The sequence below is a fragment of the Bacillus sp. Bos-x628 genome, assembly GCF_040500475.1.
GTDB classification, from domain to species: domain Bacteria; phylum Bacillota; class Bacilli; order Bacillales; family Bacillaceae; genus Bacillus; species Bacillus maqinnsis.
Genome location: NZ_CP159358.1, coordinates 2,200,661 through 2,217,123, shown reverse-complemented (window position 1 = coordinate 2,217,123; position 16,463 = coordinate 2,200,661). Strand labels below are relative to the sequence as shown.

Below are 16,463 nucleotides of genomic sequence, written 5' to 3'. Positions count from 1 at the left end.
CCCCACCTTCATTAAAATTGACGACGATACCATAATGCCGCAGCATCGACTTCTTCTTTCGTTAACTGATGTCCACGATTTTCCCAATGAAGCGTAACCGAAGCGCCTGCGCCTTGCAGCAATTGCTCCAGTTCCTGTGATTCCTCAGGACGACACATTGGGTCATTTTCACCAGCTGCTATAAAGACTTGTTTCCCCGCTAATGAAGGCAATGAAACCCCTCGTCTAGGGACCATCGGGTGATGCAGAATGGCTCCTTTTAAGGCATCCCCATAATGGAATAACAGGCTCCCTGCAATGTTCGCCCCATTGGAATAGCCGATGGCTACCACATTGTGACGATCAAACCCATGTTCATCTGCTGCTTCCCCGATGAATGTATATAGTTCCTTTGTACGCTCAATTAAATCTTGTTCATCAAAAATACCCTCTGCCAAACGCCTGAAAAAACGAGGCATGCCGTTCTCTAACACATTTCCTCTTACACTAAGAACAGATGCGTCAGGATCTACCACCTCTGCAAGCGGCAATAAGTCTTGTTCCGTCCCGCCAGTTCCATGCAGTAATAACAGGACAGGTCTTTGTTCATTCTTTCCTTTTCGAAAAAGATGCTTCATCATGAACCTCCTTTCCTCTTCATTTCTCTCACCTCAATGGGCAGCACAATTTGTTCAATCTGGCTTCGCTGCGCCTCAAATTGCGGGGGCAACTTCAATGCTTCACCCATTGTTTCCACTGATTCATCGTAAGCAAATCCTGGGGGATCTGTCGCAATTTCAAATAAAATACCGCCGAATTCTCTAAAATAAATGGCATTGAAATATTGTCGATCTTGCACAGGTGTCACCTGATATCCACTTTGAGCAATATAACTTTGCCAATCTAACTGATCTTGGTCATCTGTTGCTCTCCATGCGATATGATGGACAATCCCAATACCCATACGTCCTCGTGCAACTGGTGTCACTTTCACATCAATCACATTGCCAATTTCACCAAACGAACGGAATCTCACATAGTCCTCTTCAGCTCCAACTCGTTCAAGCCCCATTGTTTCCTCTAGTAGCTGCATCGTTTGCTCTGGCTGTGTTGTTAATAAAATAGCTCCGCCAAACCCTTTGATCGCTACATCAGGAGTCACACCGCCAAAAATCCACTCATTTGGCTTTCCTTCCTCACGTTCAACAAGCTCAATCAGCAATCCATGCGGATCCTCAAATGATAGGAACGCCTCACCGAAACGTTCACTGATTTCATAAGCAATATCAAACTGCTTTAAACGTTCCTTCCAAAAAGGGAAAGACCCTGTCGGTACGACATAAGTTGTGACCCCAACTTGACCTGCTCCAATTTGCCCTCTCTGTGCACCAGGCCAAGGGAAAAACGTAATAATAGTGCCTGGAGATCCTCCTTCATTCCCAAAATACAAATGATACGTACCCGGATCATCGAAATTAACTGTCTTTTTGACTAGGCGAAGACCAAGTACACCTGCATAAAAATCAACGTTCTCCTGAGGATGACCAACAATTGCTGTAATATGATGAATTCCTTCTGTTTTTTTCAACTCAAACGCCCTCCTGAGGATGAAGTCACAAACCTTCTATTTTATCTTGTCTTAATTACTCCTATTTAATTATCTCGAATTCGAGATATTAAACCAAAAAAATATATTTATCTCGAATTAAGGATATGATGCTTTTAAATAATTGTCAACGATTTTATGTTGATTCTTTTTGAGAATAGAAAAAGCATGTCAAAAAGAATGAAAGGGTCAGAAATAAAAAAACGAAGAGCACGGGGGCTCTTCGCTTTTTAAGTCAAGGACTTACTCTCCAGTAACGTATGGAAGTAATGCCATTTGACGTGATCTTTTGATCGCTAAAGTCAATTTACGTTGATACTTAGCGCTTGTTCCTGTTACACGACGAGGTAAAATTTTACCGCGCTCAGAAACAAACTTTCTAAGAAGATCAACATCTTTGTAATCAATGTGCGTGATGCCGTTAGAAGTAAAGTAACATACTTTACGACGTTTCGCACGACCGCCTCTGCGTCCACCTGCCATTTGTTTTCACACCTTTCCTTTAGTCATTTGTCAGATCAATTAGAATGGCAAATCATCATCGGAGATGTCAATCGGTTTACCATCATTCGCAAATGGGTCATCATTAAAGCTATTTCCCTGATTACGATTTTGGTTGTTTTGATTGCCATATGGATTTTGATTTGGTTCATTTCCAAATGGATTCTGATCGTTTTGGCTACCGCCATAATACTGGCCTCCGCTATTGCCACCGCCGCTGTATCCACCTGAACCAGCACCGCCGCTTTTAGGCTCAAGAAATTGAACACTTTCAGCTTGAACCTCTGTCACGAAGACACGTTGTCCTTGCTGATTTTCATAGTTTCTTGTTTGCAAGCGACCGTCTACACCGGCAAGACTTCCTTTTTTCAGGAAATTAGCCACGTTCTCAGCTTGTCTTCTCCAAGTAACACAGTTAATGAAATCGGCTTCACGCTCTCCAGATTGATTCGTAAAGGTACGATTTACAGCTAGAGTAAACGTGGTTACAGCCGCACCATTAGGCGTGTAGCGAAGCTCAGGGTCTTTTGTTAGTCTTCCGACCAAAACAACACGGTTTAGCATATTGAAAGACCACCTTTAAATATATTTCAATGATTTATTCTTCTTCTTTAACAACAATATGGCGAATGATATCATCACTGATCTTAGCTAAGCGGTCAAATTCTTGAACTGCTACAGCGTCAGATTGAACGTTTACGATTTGGTAGTAGCCTTCACGGAAATCGTTGATTTCATATGCAAGACGACGTTTACCCCAATCCTTTGTTCCAGTGATCTCCGCTCCATTAGAAGTTAACACATTGTTGAAACGCTCGATAACTGCTTTCTTCGTTTCTTCGTCAACTGTTGGGCGGATGATGTACATAACTTCGTACTTTCTCATCTGATTGCACCTCCTTTTGGTCTAAGCGGCCCTAAACGGGCAAGGAGCAATAATTTATATTACTCACAATTGTATATTATAACAAATCTCTTGTCCTATGACAAGAACCTATACATTAAAACGGAAATGTATGACGTCTCCGTCTTTTACTTCATAATCTTTCCCTTCTAAGCGTACTTTTCCTGCCTCTTTAGCAGCCGACATGCTTCCTACAGCCAACAAGTCATCATACGCAACCGTTTCAGCACGAATGAAACCTCTCTCAAAATCTGTATGAATGATTCCCGCACATTCCGGTGCTTTCATCCCTTTTTTAAACGTCCAAGCACGAACCTCTTGCTCGCCCGCTGTAAAATACGTAGCTAAGCCAAGGAGTGAATAAGACGCTTTGATCAACTGATCTAACCCTGATTCCTTGATGCCAAGCTCTTCAAGGAACATCTGCTTTTCTTCCCCTTCAAGCTCTGCAATTTCAGACTCGATTTTTGCACAAATAATGATCACTTCAGCATTTTCACCGGAAGCAAAATCACGAATTTGTTGAACATATTCGTTGCCGTCTTGATCCGCTACTTCGTCCTCACTGACATTTGCGACATAAAGAACAGGTTTAGCAGTGAGTAAATGAAGCTGTTTCACAAGCTTTTGTTGCTCATCTGTAAATTCTACAGATCTGGCCGGCTTCCCAGCTTCAAATGCATCCTTTAGCTTCGTTAAAATATCGAATTCAGCTACTGCTTCCTTATCTTTTTGTTTCGCAAGCTTACTTACACGCGTCAAACGCTTTTCAACCGTTTCTAAATCAGCCAAAATCAACTCTAGATTAATGGTTTCAATATCCGACACTGGATCAACCTTACCTGATACGTGTGTAATATTATCATCAGCAAAAGCCCTCACCACATGACAGATGGCATCTACTTGACGAATATGAGAAAGGAATTTATTTCCTAGACCTTCACCTTTAGAAGCGCCTTTTACTATGCCTGCAATATCAGTAAACTCAAAAGCAGTCGGAACGGTCTTTTTCGGTTGCACTAATTCTGTTAGCTTTTGTAAACGCTCATCCGGAACTTCTACAATCCCAACGTTTGGATCAATGGTACAGAACGGATAGTTAGCAGACTCCGCACCAGCCTGTGTAATTGCATTAAATAACGTTGACTTTCCGACGTTGGGTAAGCCAACAATACCAGCTGTTAAAGCCATTCTTTCATCTCCTCTAAATCAAACATGCTCGTTAAACTGCGTAATATGAACCTAGAGCAATTATAAGTAGGTTTACATGAAAAGACAAGCTAACCAAAATGCATTATTAATAGAAGAAACATCAACAAAATACGCAAAACACAGTTGTAAAAAGATAAATTGCACATGTATCTCCTGCCTAAAATACAAAATCAATCAAAAAAGCATGAGGCCTGCTTAAACAGTTGGCTCCTCATGCTTGACTAGAATTTTCTTCATTTTTCGTTCGAAATCTCTTCTTGGGATCATGACGCTGTGACCACAGCCCTCGCATTTAATCCGAATATCCATGCCCATACGAATGACCTTCCACCGATTGACACCACATGGATGGGGTTTTTTCATTTCAACTACGTCATGTAACCCAAACGCTTTGTCTGCCAACAGCCTTCACCTCTCTTGATCACTTCATTGAATCTATTGTACAAAAAAACGACTATGAAGGGCAATGCACAAAACAAAGAGCCTCTTTCAATCGTTCATCCTATCCTTTTTTATAGAAAAAACCCTTCTTTTAGATCATTTATTTGTGACCAAAAGTTACTTAAAATCTTCCATTTTTCAATATTGTCACAAACACTGTAGGTCAAAAGGTTTTTATTGGTAAATCGCTGTGGTTTTTCCATATTTTTTGATTTATGATATCTGCATAAATGTAATGTGAGGGAGCAGGTACGATGGTCAACCGAAAGGATAGATTAACCGATAAAGACTATAAAATCATATCCGATCACGCTGGGAATATAACCAATTACCAGCAGCACCATACAATAGAAATGAGTCAACAGACACTCACTGTCCACGATTTTCTAAAGATAGATCACAAATTGTATGGCTTAACAATGCAACAAGAGCATGCCGATGAGTTAGTTGTTGCCTTCCACTGCCCGATGCCCGATCAAATAACTGTCAAATCACCTCAAGATATACAAATTGCGGCGCATTCATTGTTAAAAACAGATTATGCCTATCCCATTGAAAGGAAGTCCCTTGATGGCAATCAAGATCATGTCTTTTTTAAAGGAAAGGAATACATAGAGCAAGTCAGTCAGAAGCATCCAAATGCAGGTATCTATGTCACTGGACAAGCCCTTGCCGGTGCTGTTTGTGCTTATATTGCAACAGAACATCCGTCAGTCAAAAGAGCCATCACCTTTGACAGCCCAAATATATGGTGTAGCCTTTCGCCATCTATTCAGCAAAAGGCCATGCAAGGAAAATACATGCATATCCTAACTGAATATATTCAACCCAACCATTATGTTGGTTTACTCAATCGTCTTGATCATGGTATTGGACAAGTAAAGTATGCTGTACCGACTCGTCAACAAGGCTCGGTTCAAGAAATAGTAAAATACAAACAAAAAGAAATAGACACCTTTTTAAAATCAGCTTTTGCTGCAATGAATATCGAATGGAACGAGTCGTTTGATACAAATACATTTCTAGCACTTGTTTCAGGAAATTTCAAAGTAAATGATTATTCATTTCATTCGAATGGTGCTGCCCGTATTCTAGAAGAACAGCTTGAACACAATACAAATTTTACAGCCATGCTACTACAAGAAATTCACACAGGTCGTGCATATGCACAAAAAGGTCTTGAAATTATCATAAAATCCCATTTACTGAAAAATTCATCCTATGACCTACAAAGTATTATCGAACACGAAGTACAATCCATATTTGAGAAAATTGACGGAATAGATGAAAGTGTAAAAGACGCTGTCCATCACGTGAAACAAGAGCTCAAAGGACTCGTCGGCTTTGGTCACTATGATTTATTAAATCATAGTGATGTGGAAGCACTTTTAGAGGAAATCCGAATGGAGCAAAACCACCCATCCTTCTATTCTCATGAAAAACAACTGAATGCCCTGTACACCCTTAGAGACTATGAACAAGAGCTTTCAACCCTCTCAAGACATATGTACACAATGGGGGATGATTATGTCAAAGCAGATAAGCACCTTGCAGTGCAGATGGGAATTCATTAAGAAAGGAGTCGCCGACACTTGATCAATCAAAATAAACCGCCTAGTGACGCACAGCGTTTCATGCAAAATGTGAGTGCTCGCCGATCAATGTCTGTGTTTGAAAATCAATCTGCGCCTCAGACGCAATCTCAGTCTCCAGAAGAGATAGCAGCCATTCAAGCTATGCGAAGAGAAGGTCAGCGAAAAGACCTTAAACGCCTGCTGAAATTGCGGCTTCATGACGAATTAGCAAACGTGCGCATGCACTTGGAGTGCCAGATGTCCAAAACTGAAGATATGATCAACCAAACCACAATCGTCAAACAGCACCTGTCCCAATATTTAAAAGGACAAGCCGTCGCCGAACTAGAGGAGCGCTTACATCGGCTTCAGCAGATACCTGTATATGACGATATCAAAGACACCATTGATTCAATTCGATTGAAATAAGCACATCTCTTAATAAGAGTTTGTGCTTATTATATTTTATCAATATAGTATTTTCACCGAAAGAAAATCTTTTTGCTTAATATCGGATACAACATTAAACATACGAGTAAATACAGATTTAACAAACTATAGATCGGATATAAAAAGGCAATCAAATCAGCAAATCCAAGTGATGTCAAAGGCGCCATGAAAAGAAGCAAAACAAACACGATCAACCAGCGAGGCAACGGTACTAAAGAAAGCATCCGACTGGATAACCCAAACAACCCTGCTGCTGTCGTTGTATAAATGGCTAGACAAAGAACCACTGTCATAAACACAAACAATGACGTAGGAGCCCCCTCTAATACTGTAAACAATGGAATTCCATCTGCTTCAAGGCTCCCAGAGATATCAATAAGTATTTCATTATAGACATAAGAAATGACACCAAAAACTAGACCGCTTAATATACTCGCAACCTTTGCTTCTCCAAGCCCTTTCATTTCCTTCCCGACAGAAGACAGGACTGCTACAACGGATAAGATATTCAAAGAAGCAAAGACGATACTGGCAGGCCAATTATATTGTTGTCCGAAATCAATCCTCCACATATGCTCATGATTCATATAATAAAAAACAAATGCATAGATGAGCCCCGCAACCAAAATTGGTATAATGAAAGCATTCACAGATAAGAGCCCTTTCACATCCCAGAAAAAAATGATAAATGAAAAGAGACAAAACGCACCAATTCCAATCCAAAATGGAACATGATACATCTCAAGTGTAACCCCACCGCCGGCAATCATAACAGTAGTCGTCGTGAACAAATAAAGAACGATTAAAATGTCATACACCTTAGCCAGCCATGGACCCACAAGCCGCTCCAACACAGGCACAAAGTGATCGGCACGCACCTCATAACTAATTTTCAGCACTACATAGGTAGATAACATAAATATGAGTGTAAACAGTAGAATGGCTAGTCCGCTTTCAATGCCAAAAAACTGCCAAATTTCTTGACCGGAAGCATATCCCGCCCCTATTAAGCTTCCTAAAATTAAAAGCGTCCACCTTGAACCAGCCTTCCACACAATCATCACCTCATAGGTATAGAATTAAGCTTGTTTCCGTATACTGATACTAACTACTATGACAAGGAAGTGAGACCTATGAATAGCAAGAACGGTCTTTTTTTAAAAAATAGGGTGAAAGAATACGTGTCCCATACGGATACAAACGCCATTGAGCAGCTTAAAAGTATTTTATTCTCGCATCTACAGAAAGCAGGAAACAGACCCGTTGCTATCGTTTGTATTGGAACAGATCGCTCAACAGGCGACTCTCTAGGTCCACTTGTTGGATCAAAACTTTCTAGCCTAAATTTAAAAAAGCTTCACGTATACGGAACACTCTCTGATCCAGTACATGCAGTGAATTTAAAAGAGAGACTTTCTGAAATCGAAAAGGCACTTAAACATCCATTTATTGTAGCTGTTGATGCTTGTTTAGGCAGAGTCAAAAGTGTAGGTTCTTTCCAAATTGGGGATGGGCCGTTAAAGCCCGGAGCTGGCGTACAAAAGGAGCTACCAGAAGTAGGAGATATTCATATTAATGGCATCGTCAATGTGAGTGGTTTCATGGAATACTTCGTTCTGCAAAACACACGCCTCCATCTTGTAATGTCCATGGCAAACACACTTTCTGAAAGTTTATATGACATTGATCAAATGGACTGGACGAGAGAAAAAAATCGATTACTCTTTCCAACCATTCAAAGTATCACCGGTAAATTATAAAAAAAGACCATCTCGTATAAAGATGGTCACTCTGATGCTTCTCTTGTTGAAAGCAATTCAAGAATTCGTTCTAAATCTTCGTTTGAAAGAAATTCAATCTCGATTTTTCCTTTTTTCTTCTGTTTCTTAATTGTAACCGAAGTACCAAAGTAATTTTGTAAGAAAGACTCTTTTTCTTTCAATACTCGATCCTTTGGTGCTTCTTTTTTCTTTGTTTCACGTGGAACATTTTCGTTTAACTGCTGTACAAGTTTCTCCACCTGACGTACATTTAATCCTTCATCCACGATTTTCTTCACCAAAGGTGCTAACTTCTTCTTATTTTTCAAGCTAAGCAATGTCCGGCCATGCCCCATCGATAAAGTTCCATCAGCAATGAGTTGTTGTACCTCATCTGGTAAGGTCAGAAGACGGAGATGATTGGCAATATGCGGTCTGCTCTTTCCTAATCTCTTTGCTAATTCTTCTTGTGTAACGCCTAAATGATTTAGCAAAGAAGCATAGGCCTCTGCTTCCTCTAGTGGAGATAAATCCTCACGTTGCAAGTTTTCTAAAAGAGCGATTTCTCTCATCAGTGTTTCTGAAAATTCTCTTACAATAGCAGGTATCGTTGTAAGACCAGCTTGTTCTGCTGCTCTAAAACGGCGCTCACCGGCAACAATGTCATATCCCTTAATCGACTTTCTAACGATGATTGGCTGTAAAACGCCGTGTTGCTTAATTGATGCCTTGAGATCAGCTAACGCATCATCATCAAATGTTTTCCTTGGCTGATACGGGTTAGGACGCAAATCCTTTAATTTTATTTCTTCAACCGTTTCTTCATTCGACTCTATATTGTTAAAAAGTGCATTAATCCCCTTTCCAAGACCTTTAGCCATTCGCATCCACTTCCTTTGCTAAGTCTAAATAGACATCTGCACCTCTTGAACGCGGATCATACAAGATAATAGGCTTTCCATGACTAGGTGCTTCGCTGAGTCTTACATTTCTCGGAATCACTGTCTGATAGACTTTATCTCTAAAGTATTTCTTCACTTCTTCAATGACTTGTATCCCAAGATTTGTTCTTGCATCAAGCATCGTCAAAAGAACACCTTCAATGGCAAGATCGGTATTTAAATGCTTCTGCACGAGACGAACCGTGTTTAATAATTGACTCAATCCTTCAAGCGCATAGTATTCACACTGAACCGGTATTAAAACAGAATCGGATGCAGTTAGCGCATTAATCGTCAGTAATCCGAGTGATGGCGGGCAGTCAATAATCATATAATCATAATTTTGTTTCACAGATTCAAGTGCCCTCTTCAATCGCACCTCGCGTGAAATGGTTGGCACCAGCTCAATTTCAGCCCCTGCAAGCTGTATCGTCGCAGGAATGACATCAAGATTTTCAACCTCTGTCGTCTTAATCACATCAAGCACATCTGCATCGTCAACTAAAATATCGTATACACATTTCTCAACGTCAGCCTTCTCAATTCCAATACCACTCGTGGCATTGCCCTGCGGATCAATGTCAACTAATAACACTCTTTTTCCTATGTATGCTAAACAAGCACCTAAATTAACAGAAGTTGTCGTCTTCCCAACGCCACCCTTCTGATTGGTAATTGCTATGATTTTTCCCACGATGTCACCTACTTTCAACTTAACAAATTTCTCATTCATTCTTACTTTCTATTCTATCAAAAAAAGTATGAAACGTTTGCTTTTTTTGTTTCTTCATGCAAGGTGAATATACAAAAAGTATACTAATATATCTTTTTTCTAATAATAGAGAATATCATCATAAAACGTACATAAAAAAACCCCTCACTACACTGGAGTGAGGGATGAATATTAGAAATTTAATCCACCAATTTTTCGACCTTCATTGACAATGATTTTAGGTGTCACCGTCTTGTAGCTTCTCTTTTTAAGAAATCCATAAGGCGCTTTAATTGTAAATGTCGCATGTCCAACAGCATCACCTGTTTTGGCGTAGGCTTGCCAAACAATCTTTGAACAATACGTGGGATTCAATGATTGAATAGACATCGTAATGGAATACCGAGCTTTTGGATTTGTTTTCACATAATTATGCGCCCAATCTCCTGCCAGATCTGCCTTATCCTTTTGGTTAATCCGAATCACCTTCGTATTTGCACTATGACGAAACCAGCTTTGGATTGAATCAATAATAGGATGCTGTTTAAAGCCAGGAATTGAGGCATAGTTCTTCTCATTAATGACAATACCTGCATGACCAATTAAACCATTAAGAGCACCAGTGCTTGTCACCAATATATCTCCTTTTTTAGGCATAATATCAGTACCAGGATACGGCTTTCCCAAAAGGTGAATGACCGTATGCGGCTTTTCATCAGAGACCATTTGATTCTGTTGATTTTGTCGCAAGCCATAATCCTTCAAATCATCATCAGATGCGATCATGTCTATTGAATCATCTTTAGACACATCATCTTGAGTTAATTGATGAATTGTCACATCATTAGCAATCATCCCTTGTTTCTTGAGGACTGCCAGTTCTTCCTTCGTAATTGTTTCATCACCTGAGTGAACCTTTTCACTCGTTGAACCACTCACAGCAAATAATACCGGTTCATTTGAAAAAAGAGAAAAAGAGAGTAGTAAATAGCATATAATAGCAAAAGTCGTCTTTTTCATTTTTTAATGTCACCTCCTTTCTACTAATTAAATTCATATTTTACCAATTAATATATAATAAGTAAATATTGTAATTTATATCGTAAATATATACAAAAAAAGCTGACGAGTGGTGCTCATCAGCTTTCTTCTATTTAGGAATCCGAATGGTTAATTGGATATAATCCTCAAATTCTTCTTCTTCGGTATTTATTTTAAGCCCGCTGTCTTCTACCATATGGAGAGACTGGCGAATGGTATTCATCGCAATTCTTGTATCTCGACTAAACGCCTTCCGTTTTGGCTTCGGTTTGCGATCTGTTTTTTGTTCAAGCATCTTCACTACACGCTCTTCCGTTTGTTTCACATTCAACTGCTTTTCGATGATTTCCTGCAATAGCGCGACTTGTAATTCTGGATGTTTCAAAGGCACAAGCGATCGGGCATGCCTTTCAGATATCTTCTTCTCCAGAATGGCTTGTTGTACCTCTTCAGGCAATTTTAAAAGTCTTAATTTGTTTGCAACAGTCGATTGTCCCTTGCCTAAACGCTGAGCAAGAGCTTCTTGCGTTAAATCATGGAGCTCTAAAAGACGTGCATAAGCATGAGCTTCTTCAATAGCAGACAGCTCTTCTCTTTGCAAATTTTCAATCAAAGCAACAGATGCCGTTTCCGTATCAGTAAAATCTTTAATAATAGCGGGGATTTTCTCCCATTGAAGAGTTTGTACTGCTCTCCAACGTCTTTCGCCGGCGATCAGTTCATATTTTCCTTCTTCTTCTGTTGGTCTGACAACAATAGGTTGAATAATGCCGTGGGTATGAATAGTCGTGGCCAGCTCTTGAATCTTTTCTTCTGAAAAAATGGTGCGTGGCTGAAAACGGTTAGGCATAATTGTGTCGACCGGGAGCTCCTGTATCTCTTCCTTTAATGTATCATGCTCTGCAATCTCTGCCTCTAATTCGGTTTCACGCTCAGGATGTTCTTTGTCACCAAGCCCGAAGAAGCGTGAGAGTGAATGCTTCATGAACCTACACCACCTTTAAAAACTACCTTTTTATAATTCTATTTTCTCATGTTCTTTCCTTCTGTAAAATCATAAATATTGAAGAAAAACCGACCTTTTACATGATCAACCCTCTATTGGTGATTTATTAGGTGTCCCTGGTTTTCTAGGATATTTTTTTGGTGTTTGCTTTTTCTTTTCAATGACAATGATGTTCCGTTCGCTTTCTTCTAAAGGAAGAACAAAGGAATGCTTTTCAACAATCTCTCCTCCGAGGACATTTACTGCCTTTTTACCCGCTTGCATCTCTTCATCTGCTGCAGATGCTTTCAATGCGACAAACAATCCTTGTTTTTTCACAAGAGGCAGGCACAGTTCACTCAAGACAGATAAACGCGCAACGGCTCTAGCAGTGACAAGCTCATAACTCTCACGCTTATCCTTACGTTGACCAAAGGTCTCCGCACGATCATGATAAAAGGTAATATCTTGTATGTTTAACCTTTTTGCTAGCTCATTTAAAAACGTAATTCGTTTCTGAAGAGAATCTACAATGGTCACATGTAGATGAGGGAAACAAATTTTAAGTGGAATGCTCGGGAAACCAGCTCCAGCTCCAATATCACAAACCGTTTTCACATTTTGAAAGTCAATAAAAAATGCTGCCGAAATCGAATCATAAAAATGTTTTAAATACACTTCTTCCTTTTCTGTAATGGACGTTAAATTCATCTTTTCATTCCATTCTACAAGCATATGGAAGTAATTTTCAAATTGTTCAAGCTGCACCGGAGTAAGAGATATCCCTTTCTCCTCTAGTGCTGCTGTAAATTGTTCAATGTTCATGCCGACATCCTTTCTACTCTGCTATCTTCGCAATACGTCCCTGCTCCAAATACACTAGAAGAATAGAAATGTCAGCAGGGTTAACGCCCGAAATACGAGAAGCCTGTGCAACAGAAAGCGGTCGGACTTCTTTTAACTTTTGTTTCGCTTCAGTTGCAATCCCTTTGATGGCATCATAATCAATTCGATCCGGTATCTTTTTATTCTCCATTTTTTTCAGTTTTTCAACTTGTTGGAGCGACTTTTCAATATAACCTTCGTATTTAATTTGAATCTCTACTTGCTCACAAACATCAGAAGCAAGTGATGTCTCTGCAGGAGCTAATCTTGCAACAGATTCATAATTCATTTCCGGGCGTTTCAACAGATCACTTGCCCGAATGCCGTCTTTCAGCTCACTTCCTCCAAGTGAACAAATATATTCTTGTGTTTCTGCTGTAGGCTTAATGATCACAGAATATAAACGCTTTTTCTCTGCTTCAATGGCTTGTTTTTTCTGTTTAAATGCTTGGTATCTCTCTTCAGAAATTAATCCAATTTGATATCCAAGTTCAGTTAATCTAAGATCAGCATTGTCATGGCGTAAAAGCAGACGATACTCCGCACGAGATGTCAGCAAACGGTAAGGTTCATTTGTCCCTTTTGTCACAAGGTCATCGATCAGAACACCGATATACGCATCAGATCGACTCAAAATGACTTCTTCTTTACCAAGTGCTTTTCTTCCTGCATTTATTCCTGCCATAATTCCTTGACCTGCTGCTTCCTCATAACCAGATGTTCCATTAATCTGACCCGCTGTATATAAACCAGAAATTTTCTTCGTCTCAAGCGTTGGCCAAAGCTGTGTCGGCACAATTGCATCATACTCGATTGCATAGCCCGCTCGCATCATTTGAACCTTTTCAAGTCCTGGGATAGTTGAAAGCATACGTTGCTGTACGTCCTCTGGAAGACTTGTAGACAAGCCTTGTACATAAACTTCTTGCGTATTACGACCTTCTGGTTCTAAGAAAATTTGATGTCTCGGCTTATCATTAAAACGAACCACCTTATCTTCGATGGATGGGCAATATCTTGGACCAGTTCCTTTTATCATACCTGAATACATTGGAGAACGGTGAAGATTCTCATCAATAATTTGATGTGTCTCTAAACTCGTGTACGTTAACCAACATGGCAATTGATCTGTAATATATTCTACCGTTTCATAAGAAAACGCCCGTGGTACATCATCTCCTGGTTGAATTTCTGTTTTACTATAATCAATAGAATGGCTATTGACTCTAGGTGGTGTCCCCGTTTTAAAACGAACTAAATCGAATCCTAATTCCGCTAGATGATCCGATAATTTAATAGATGGCTGTTGATTGTTAGGGCCACTTGAATAAGAAAGATCTCCTAAAATAATACGCCCTTTCAAGAAAGTACCTGTCGTTAAGACAACTGATTTCGCACGATAATATGCACCTGTTTGCGTCACGACGCCTTTACACTTATCATCTTCTACAATTAATTGATCAACCATACCTTGCAGCATTGTCAGGTTGGGTTCATTTTCCATTGTTTTTTTCATTTCATGTTGATATTGAAATTTGTCTGCCTGTGCTCTTAAAGCTCGTACTGCAGGCCCTTTTCCGGTATTCAGCATACGCATTTGAATATGCGTTTTATCTATATTTCGAGCCATTTCTCCGCCTAGTGCATCAATTTCTCTGACGACAATCCCTTTAGCAGGACCACCTATGGACGGATTACACGGCATAAAGGCAACCATATCGAGGTTGATTGTCAAAACAAGTGTTTTAGCCCCTTGTCTTGCCGAAGCAAGAGCAGCCTCAACACCAGCATGACCAGCACCGACGACAATTACATCATATTGGCCAGCTTCATAACCCATTTCTTTTGTTCCTCCCTTTTACTTTCCTAAACAGAATTGCGAGAATAACTGATCAATTAAGCTTTCATGAACAGCATCTCCAATAATTTCGCCTAGCTGCTCCCAGCAGCGCGTTAAATCGATTTGAACAATATCAATCGGTACATCCATTTCAATCCCTTTAAGAGCATCCTCGATTGATTGTTTTGCTTGTTGAAGAAGAGCTATATGTCTTGTATTACTAACATAAGTCAAATCTCCGCTTTCAATCGAACCAGTAAAGAAAAGTGATTGAATCGCCATTTCAAGCTCATCAATCCCTTTTTCTTGTAATAGTGATGTTGTGACCACAGGTCGGCCCTTTGCAAGCTGCTTAACCTTTTCTAGATCAAGCTTAGGCTCAAGATCTGTCTTATTCACAATCACGATGATATCCATCCCTGAGACAGCTTCAAAAAGCTTTATATCTTCCTCAGATAATTCTTCACTATAATTAAGCACAAGTAAAATCAGGTCTGCTTCTTTTAAGACCTGTCTTGATCGTTCAACCCCTATACGCTCGACAATGTCTTCAGTCTCGCGTATACCCGCAGTGTCTACTAAACGAAGAGGTACACCTCTTACATTCACATACTCCTCAATGACATCCCTCGTTGTTCCAGGGATATCGGTGACAATAGCCTTTGTTTCTTGTACAAGACTATTTAGCAAGGAAGACTTTCCAACATTCGGTCTTCCGATAATGACAGTGGATAAGCCCTCACGTAAAATTTTCCCCTGCTGTGAGGTCGTTAACAGCGATTCAATTTCCTTTTTCACAGATGTCGCTTTTTCAACTAAGACTCGATGTGTCATTTCCTCAACATCGTCATACTCAGGATAGTCAATATTCACTTCAACATGTGCCAATGTTTCCAAAATTTCGCCTCGAAGTCGTTTAATTAACCCAGAGAGACGCCCCTCCATTTGGTTAATAGCCACATTCATCGCACGATCTGTCTTTGCACGAATCAAATCCATTACCGCTTCTGCCTGAGAAAGATCGATTCTTCCATTTAAGAAAGCACGTTTTGTAAACTCACCTGGCTCCGCTAATCTAGCTCCTTCTCTTAAAGCAAGCTGTAATACTTTATTTACCGTCACAATTCCGCCATGGCAGTTAATTTCAACAACGTCTTCTCTCGTAAATGTTTTTGGTGCTCTTAAAATGGAAACCATGACCTCTTCTATCACTTGATCAGTGCCCCGATCAACAATATGACCATAATGAATGGTATGAGATTCCACTGAAACAAGTTTTTTCTCCTTAGGTCCTTTGTACATCCGATCAGCAATTTGTACCGCATCAGGCCCACTTAAACGAATAATCGCAATTGCTCCTTCACCCATAGGTGTAGAAATTGCTGCAATTGTATCCACCGCTCCTTCACCTCTTTCTTTGTTAAATTGACAGTCTTTTATCTCATAAAATGGGCATTGTCCATTTCTACATCAAAACCGCTTAATCCAAAATTTAAAGATACCATAAATGAATAAGAAGCGAAAGTATCTCTACTCTAATTATCCACAGTTTTACACCCCGTCTATTTTAACACTTAACTTATCCACATGTGAATAACGACGTTCTCAACTTATCTTCACATCTTACACCTA

General features: G+C 39.8%; 18 protein-coding genes. 3 read left to right on the top strand and 15 right to left on the bottom strand.

Annotated elements, in window-relative coordinates; all coding sequences use genetic code 11:
* Window positions 1-11: 11 nt before the first annotated feature.
* The 7 genes from ABVJ71_RS11500 to ABVJ71_RS11470 all read right to left on the bottom strand — a co-directional run bounded on the left by ABVJ71_RS11500 (window position 12) and on the right by ABVJ71_RS11470 (window position 4,604).
* Window positions 12-620 (bottom strand): alpha/beta hydrolase, encoded by a 609-nt coding sequence (locus ABVJ71_RS11500; RefSeq protein WP_353854125.1) that lies wholly within the window; start codon window positions 618-620, stop codon window positions 12-14.
* A complete protein-coding gene (locus ABVJ71_RS11495) occupies window positions 617-1,567 on the bottom strand; it encodes a ring-cleaving dioxygenase (protein ID WP_353854124.1) in 951 nt (316 codons plus the stop codon). Before ABVJ71_RS11495 ends, ABVJ71_RS11500 begins: the two co-directional genes overlap by 4 nt.
* Window positions 1,568-1,828: 261 nt before the next feature.
* Window positions 1,829-2,068: a 30S ribosomal protein S18 gene (gene rpsR / locus ABVJ71_RS11490; protein WP_353854123.1), complete on the bottom strand. Its 240-nt coding sequence runs from the start codon at window positions 2,066-2,068 to the stop codon at window positions 1,829-1,831.
* A 39-nt stretch (window positions 2,069-2,107) separates the two neighbouring features.
* On the bottom strand, window positions 2,108-2,650 hold the full coding sequence (gene ssbA, locus ABVJ71_RS11485) for a single-stranded DNA-binding protein SsbA (protein ID WP_353854122.1): 543 nt from the start codon (window positions 2,648-2,650) through the stop codon (window positions 2,108-2,110).
* Between the two features lie 34 nt (window positions 2,651-2,684).
* A complete protein-coding gene (rpsF, locus tag ABVJ71_RS11480) occupies window positions 2,685-2,972 on the bottom strand; it encodes a 30S ribosomal protein S6 (RefSeq protein WP_353854121.1) in 288 nt (95 codons plus the stop codon).
* A gap of 108 nt (window positions 2,973-3,080) precedes the next feature.
* Window positions 3,081-4,181 carry a redox-regulated ATPase YchF gene (gene ychF / locus ABVJ71_RS11475; protein WP_353854120.1) on the bottom strand — a complete coding sequence of 367 codons (1,101 nt, stop codon included), beginning with the start codon at window positions 4,179-4,181 and terminating at the stop codon, window positions 3,081-3,083.
* Between the two features lie 216 nt (window positions 4,182-4,397).
* The gene (locus tag ABVJ71_RS11470) at window positions 4,398-4,604 is read right to left on the bottom strand and encodes a DUF951 domain-containing protein (protein ID WP_353854119.1); all 207 of its coding nucleotides are present in this window, start codon (window positions 4,602-4,604) and stop codon (window positions 4,398-4,400) included.
* Window positions 4,605-4,897: 293 nt separating this feature from the next.
* Between ABVJ71_RS11470 and ABVJ71_RS11465 the strand changes: the two genes are divergently transcribed.
* Both ABVJ71_RS11465 and ABVJ71_RS11460 read left to right on the top strand, forming a co-directional pair.
* Window positions 4,898-6,217, top strand: coding sequence for a hydrolase (locus ABVJ71_RS11465; protein WP_353854118.1), 1,320 nt, complete (start codon window positions 4,898-4,900; stop codon window positions 6,215-6,217).
* Window positions 6,218-6,235: 18 nt separating this feature from the next.
* A complete protein-coding gene (locus ABVJ71_RS11460) occupies window positions 6,236-6,646 on the top strand; it encodes a hypothetical protein (RefSeq protein WP_353854117.1) in 411 nt (136 codons plus the stop codon).
* 53 nt (window positions 6,647-6,699) lie between these two features.
* On the opposite strand, the gene ABVJ71_RS11455 is transcribed toward ABVJ71_RS11460, so the two are convergent.
* Window positions 6,700-7,728, bottom strand: coding sequence for a hypothetical protein (locus ABVJ71_RS11455; protein ID WP_353854116.1), 1,029 nt, complete (start codon window positions 7,726-7,728; stop codon window positions 6,700-6,702).
* 72 nt (window positions 7,729-7,800) lie between these two features.
* Here ABVJ71_RS11455 and yyaC point away from each other — a divergent pair, with 72 nt between their 5' ends.
* Complete coding sequence (gene yyaC / locus ABVJ71_RS11450; RefSeq protein WP_353854115.1) at window positions 7,801-8,427, top strand: spore protease YyaC; 627 nt, start codon at window positions 7,801-7,803, stop codon at window positions 8,425-8,427.
* Window positions 8,428-8,453: 26 nt separating this feature from the next.
* Here yyaC and ABVJ71_RS11445 read toward each other — a convergent pair whose 3' ends face one another.
* The 7 genes from ABVJ71_RS11445 to mnmE form a co-directional block, all read right to left on the bottom strand.
* Window positions 8,454-9,308, bottom strand: coding sequence for a ParB/RepB/Spo0J family partition protein (locus ABVJ71_RS11445; protein WP_353854114.1), 855 nt, complete (start codon window positions 9,306-9,308; stop codon window positions 8,454-8,456).
* Window positions 9,301-10,062: a sporulation initiation inhibitor protein Soj gene (soj, locus tag ABVJ71_RS11440; protein WP_008360890.1), complete on the bottom strand. Its 762-nt coding sequence runs from the start codon at window positions 10,060-10,062 to the stop codon at window positions 9,301-9,303. Before soj ends, ABVJ71_RS11445 begins: the two co-directional genes overlap by 8 nt.
* A 210-nt stretch (window positions 10,063-10,272) precedes the next feature.
* Complete coding sequence (locus ABVJ71_RS11435) at window positions 10,273-11,100, bottom strand: orthopoxovirus pf05708 family protein (RefSeq protein WP_353854113.1); 828 nt, start codon at window positions 11,098-11,100, stop codon at window positions 10,273-10,275.
* A gap of 130 nt (window positions 11,101-11,230) precedes the next feature.
* Window positions 11,231-12,106, bottom strand: a complete 876-nt coding sequence (noc, locus tag ABVJ71_RS11430) for a nucleoid occlusion protein (RefSeq protein WP_353854112.1) — start codon at window positions 12,104-12,106, stop codon at window positions 11,231-11,233.
* A gap of 105 nt (window positions 12,107-12,211) precedes the next feature.
* Complete coding sequence (gene rsmG / locus ABVJ71_RS11425; RefSeq protein ID WP_353854111.1) at window positions 12,212-12,931, bottom strand: 16S rRNA (guanine(527)-N(7))-methyltransferase RsmG; 720 nt, start codon at window positions 12,929-12,931, stop codon at window positions 12,212-12,214.
* Between the two features lie 13 nt (window positions 12,932-12,944).
* On the bottom strand, window positions 12,945-14,831 hold the full coding sequence (gene mnmG / locus ABVJ71_RS11420; RefSeq protein ID WP_353854110.1) for a tRNA uridine-5-carboxymethylaminomethyl(34) synthesis enzyme MnmG: 1,887 nt from the start codon (window positions 14,829-14,831) through the stop codon (window positions 12,945-12,947).
* Between the two features lie 18 nt (window positions 14,832-14,849).
* Window positions 14,850-16,229 (bottom strand): tRNA uridine-5-carboxymethylaminomethyl(34) synthesis GTPase MnmE, encoded by a 1,380-nt coding sequence (gene mnmE, locus ABVJ71_RS11415; RefSeq protein WP_353854109.1) that lies wholly within the window; start codon window positions 16,227-16,229, stop codon window positions 14,850-14,852.
* Between the last annotated feature and the right edge of the window lie 234 nt (window positions 16,230-16,463).

Coding starts and splice junctions, on each gene's coding strand:
- ABVJ71_RS11500 (WP_353854125.1), bottom strand. CDS start 620: ATGATGAAGCATCTTTTTCGAAAAGGAAAGAATGAACAAAGACCTGTC.
- ABVJ71_RS11435 (WP_353854113.1), bottom strand. CDS start 11,100: ATGAAAAAGACGACTTTTGCTATTATATGCTATTTACTACTCTCTTTT.
- ABVJ71_RS11455 (WP_353854116.1), bottom strand. CDS start 7,728: ATGATTGTGTGGAAGGCTGGTTCAAGGTGGACGCTTTTAATTTTAGGA.
- ABVJ71_RS11445 (WP_353854114.1), bottom strand. CDS start 9,308: ATGGCTAAAGGTCTTGGAAAGGGGATTAATGCACTTTTTAACAATATA.
- noc (WP_353854112.1), bottom strand. CDS start 12,106: ATGAAGCATTCACTCTCACGCTTCTTCGGGCTTGGTGACAAAGAACAT.
- rpsR (WP_353854123.1), bottom strand. CDS start 2,068: ATGGCAGGTGGACGCAGAGGCGGTCGTGCGAAACGTCGTAAAGTATGT.
- rsmG (WP_353854111.1), bottom strand. CDS start 12,931: ATGAACATTGAACAATTTACAGCAGCACTAGAGGAGAAAGGGATATCT.
- ychF (WP_353854120.1), bottom strand. CDS start 4,181: ATGGCTTTAACAGCTGGTATTGTTGGCTTACCCAACGTCGGAAAGTCA.
- mnmG (WP_353854110.1), bottom strand. CDS start 14,831: ATGGGTTATGAAGCTGGCCAATATGATGTAATTGTCGTCGGTGCTGGT.
- ABVJ71_RS11465 (WP_353854118.1), top strand. CDS start 4,898: ATGGTCAACCGAAAGGATAGATTAACCGATAAAGACTATAAAATCATA.
- rpsF (WP_353854121.1), bottom strand. CDS start 2,972: ATGAGAAAGTACGAAGTTATGTACATCATCCGCCCAACAGTTGACGAA.
- yyaC (WP_353854115.1), top strand. CDS start 7,801: ATGAATAGCAAGAACGGTCTTTTTTTAAAAAATAGGGTGAAAGAATAC.
- ssbA (WP_353854122.1), bottom strand. CDS start 2,650: ATGCTAAACCGTGTTGTTTTGGTCGGAAGACTAACAAAAGACCCTGAG.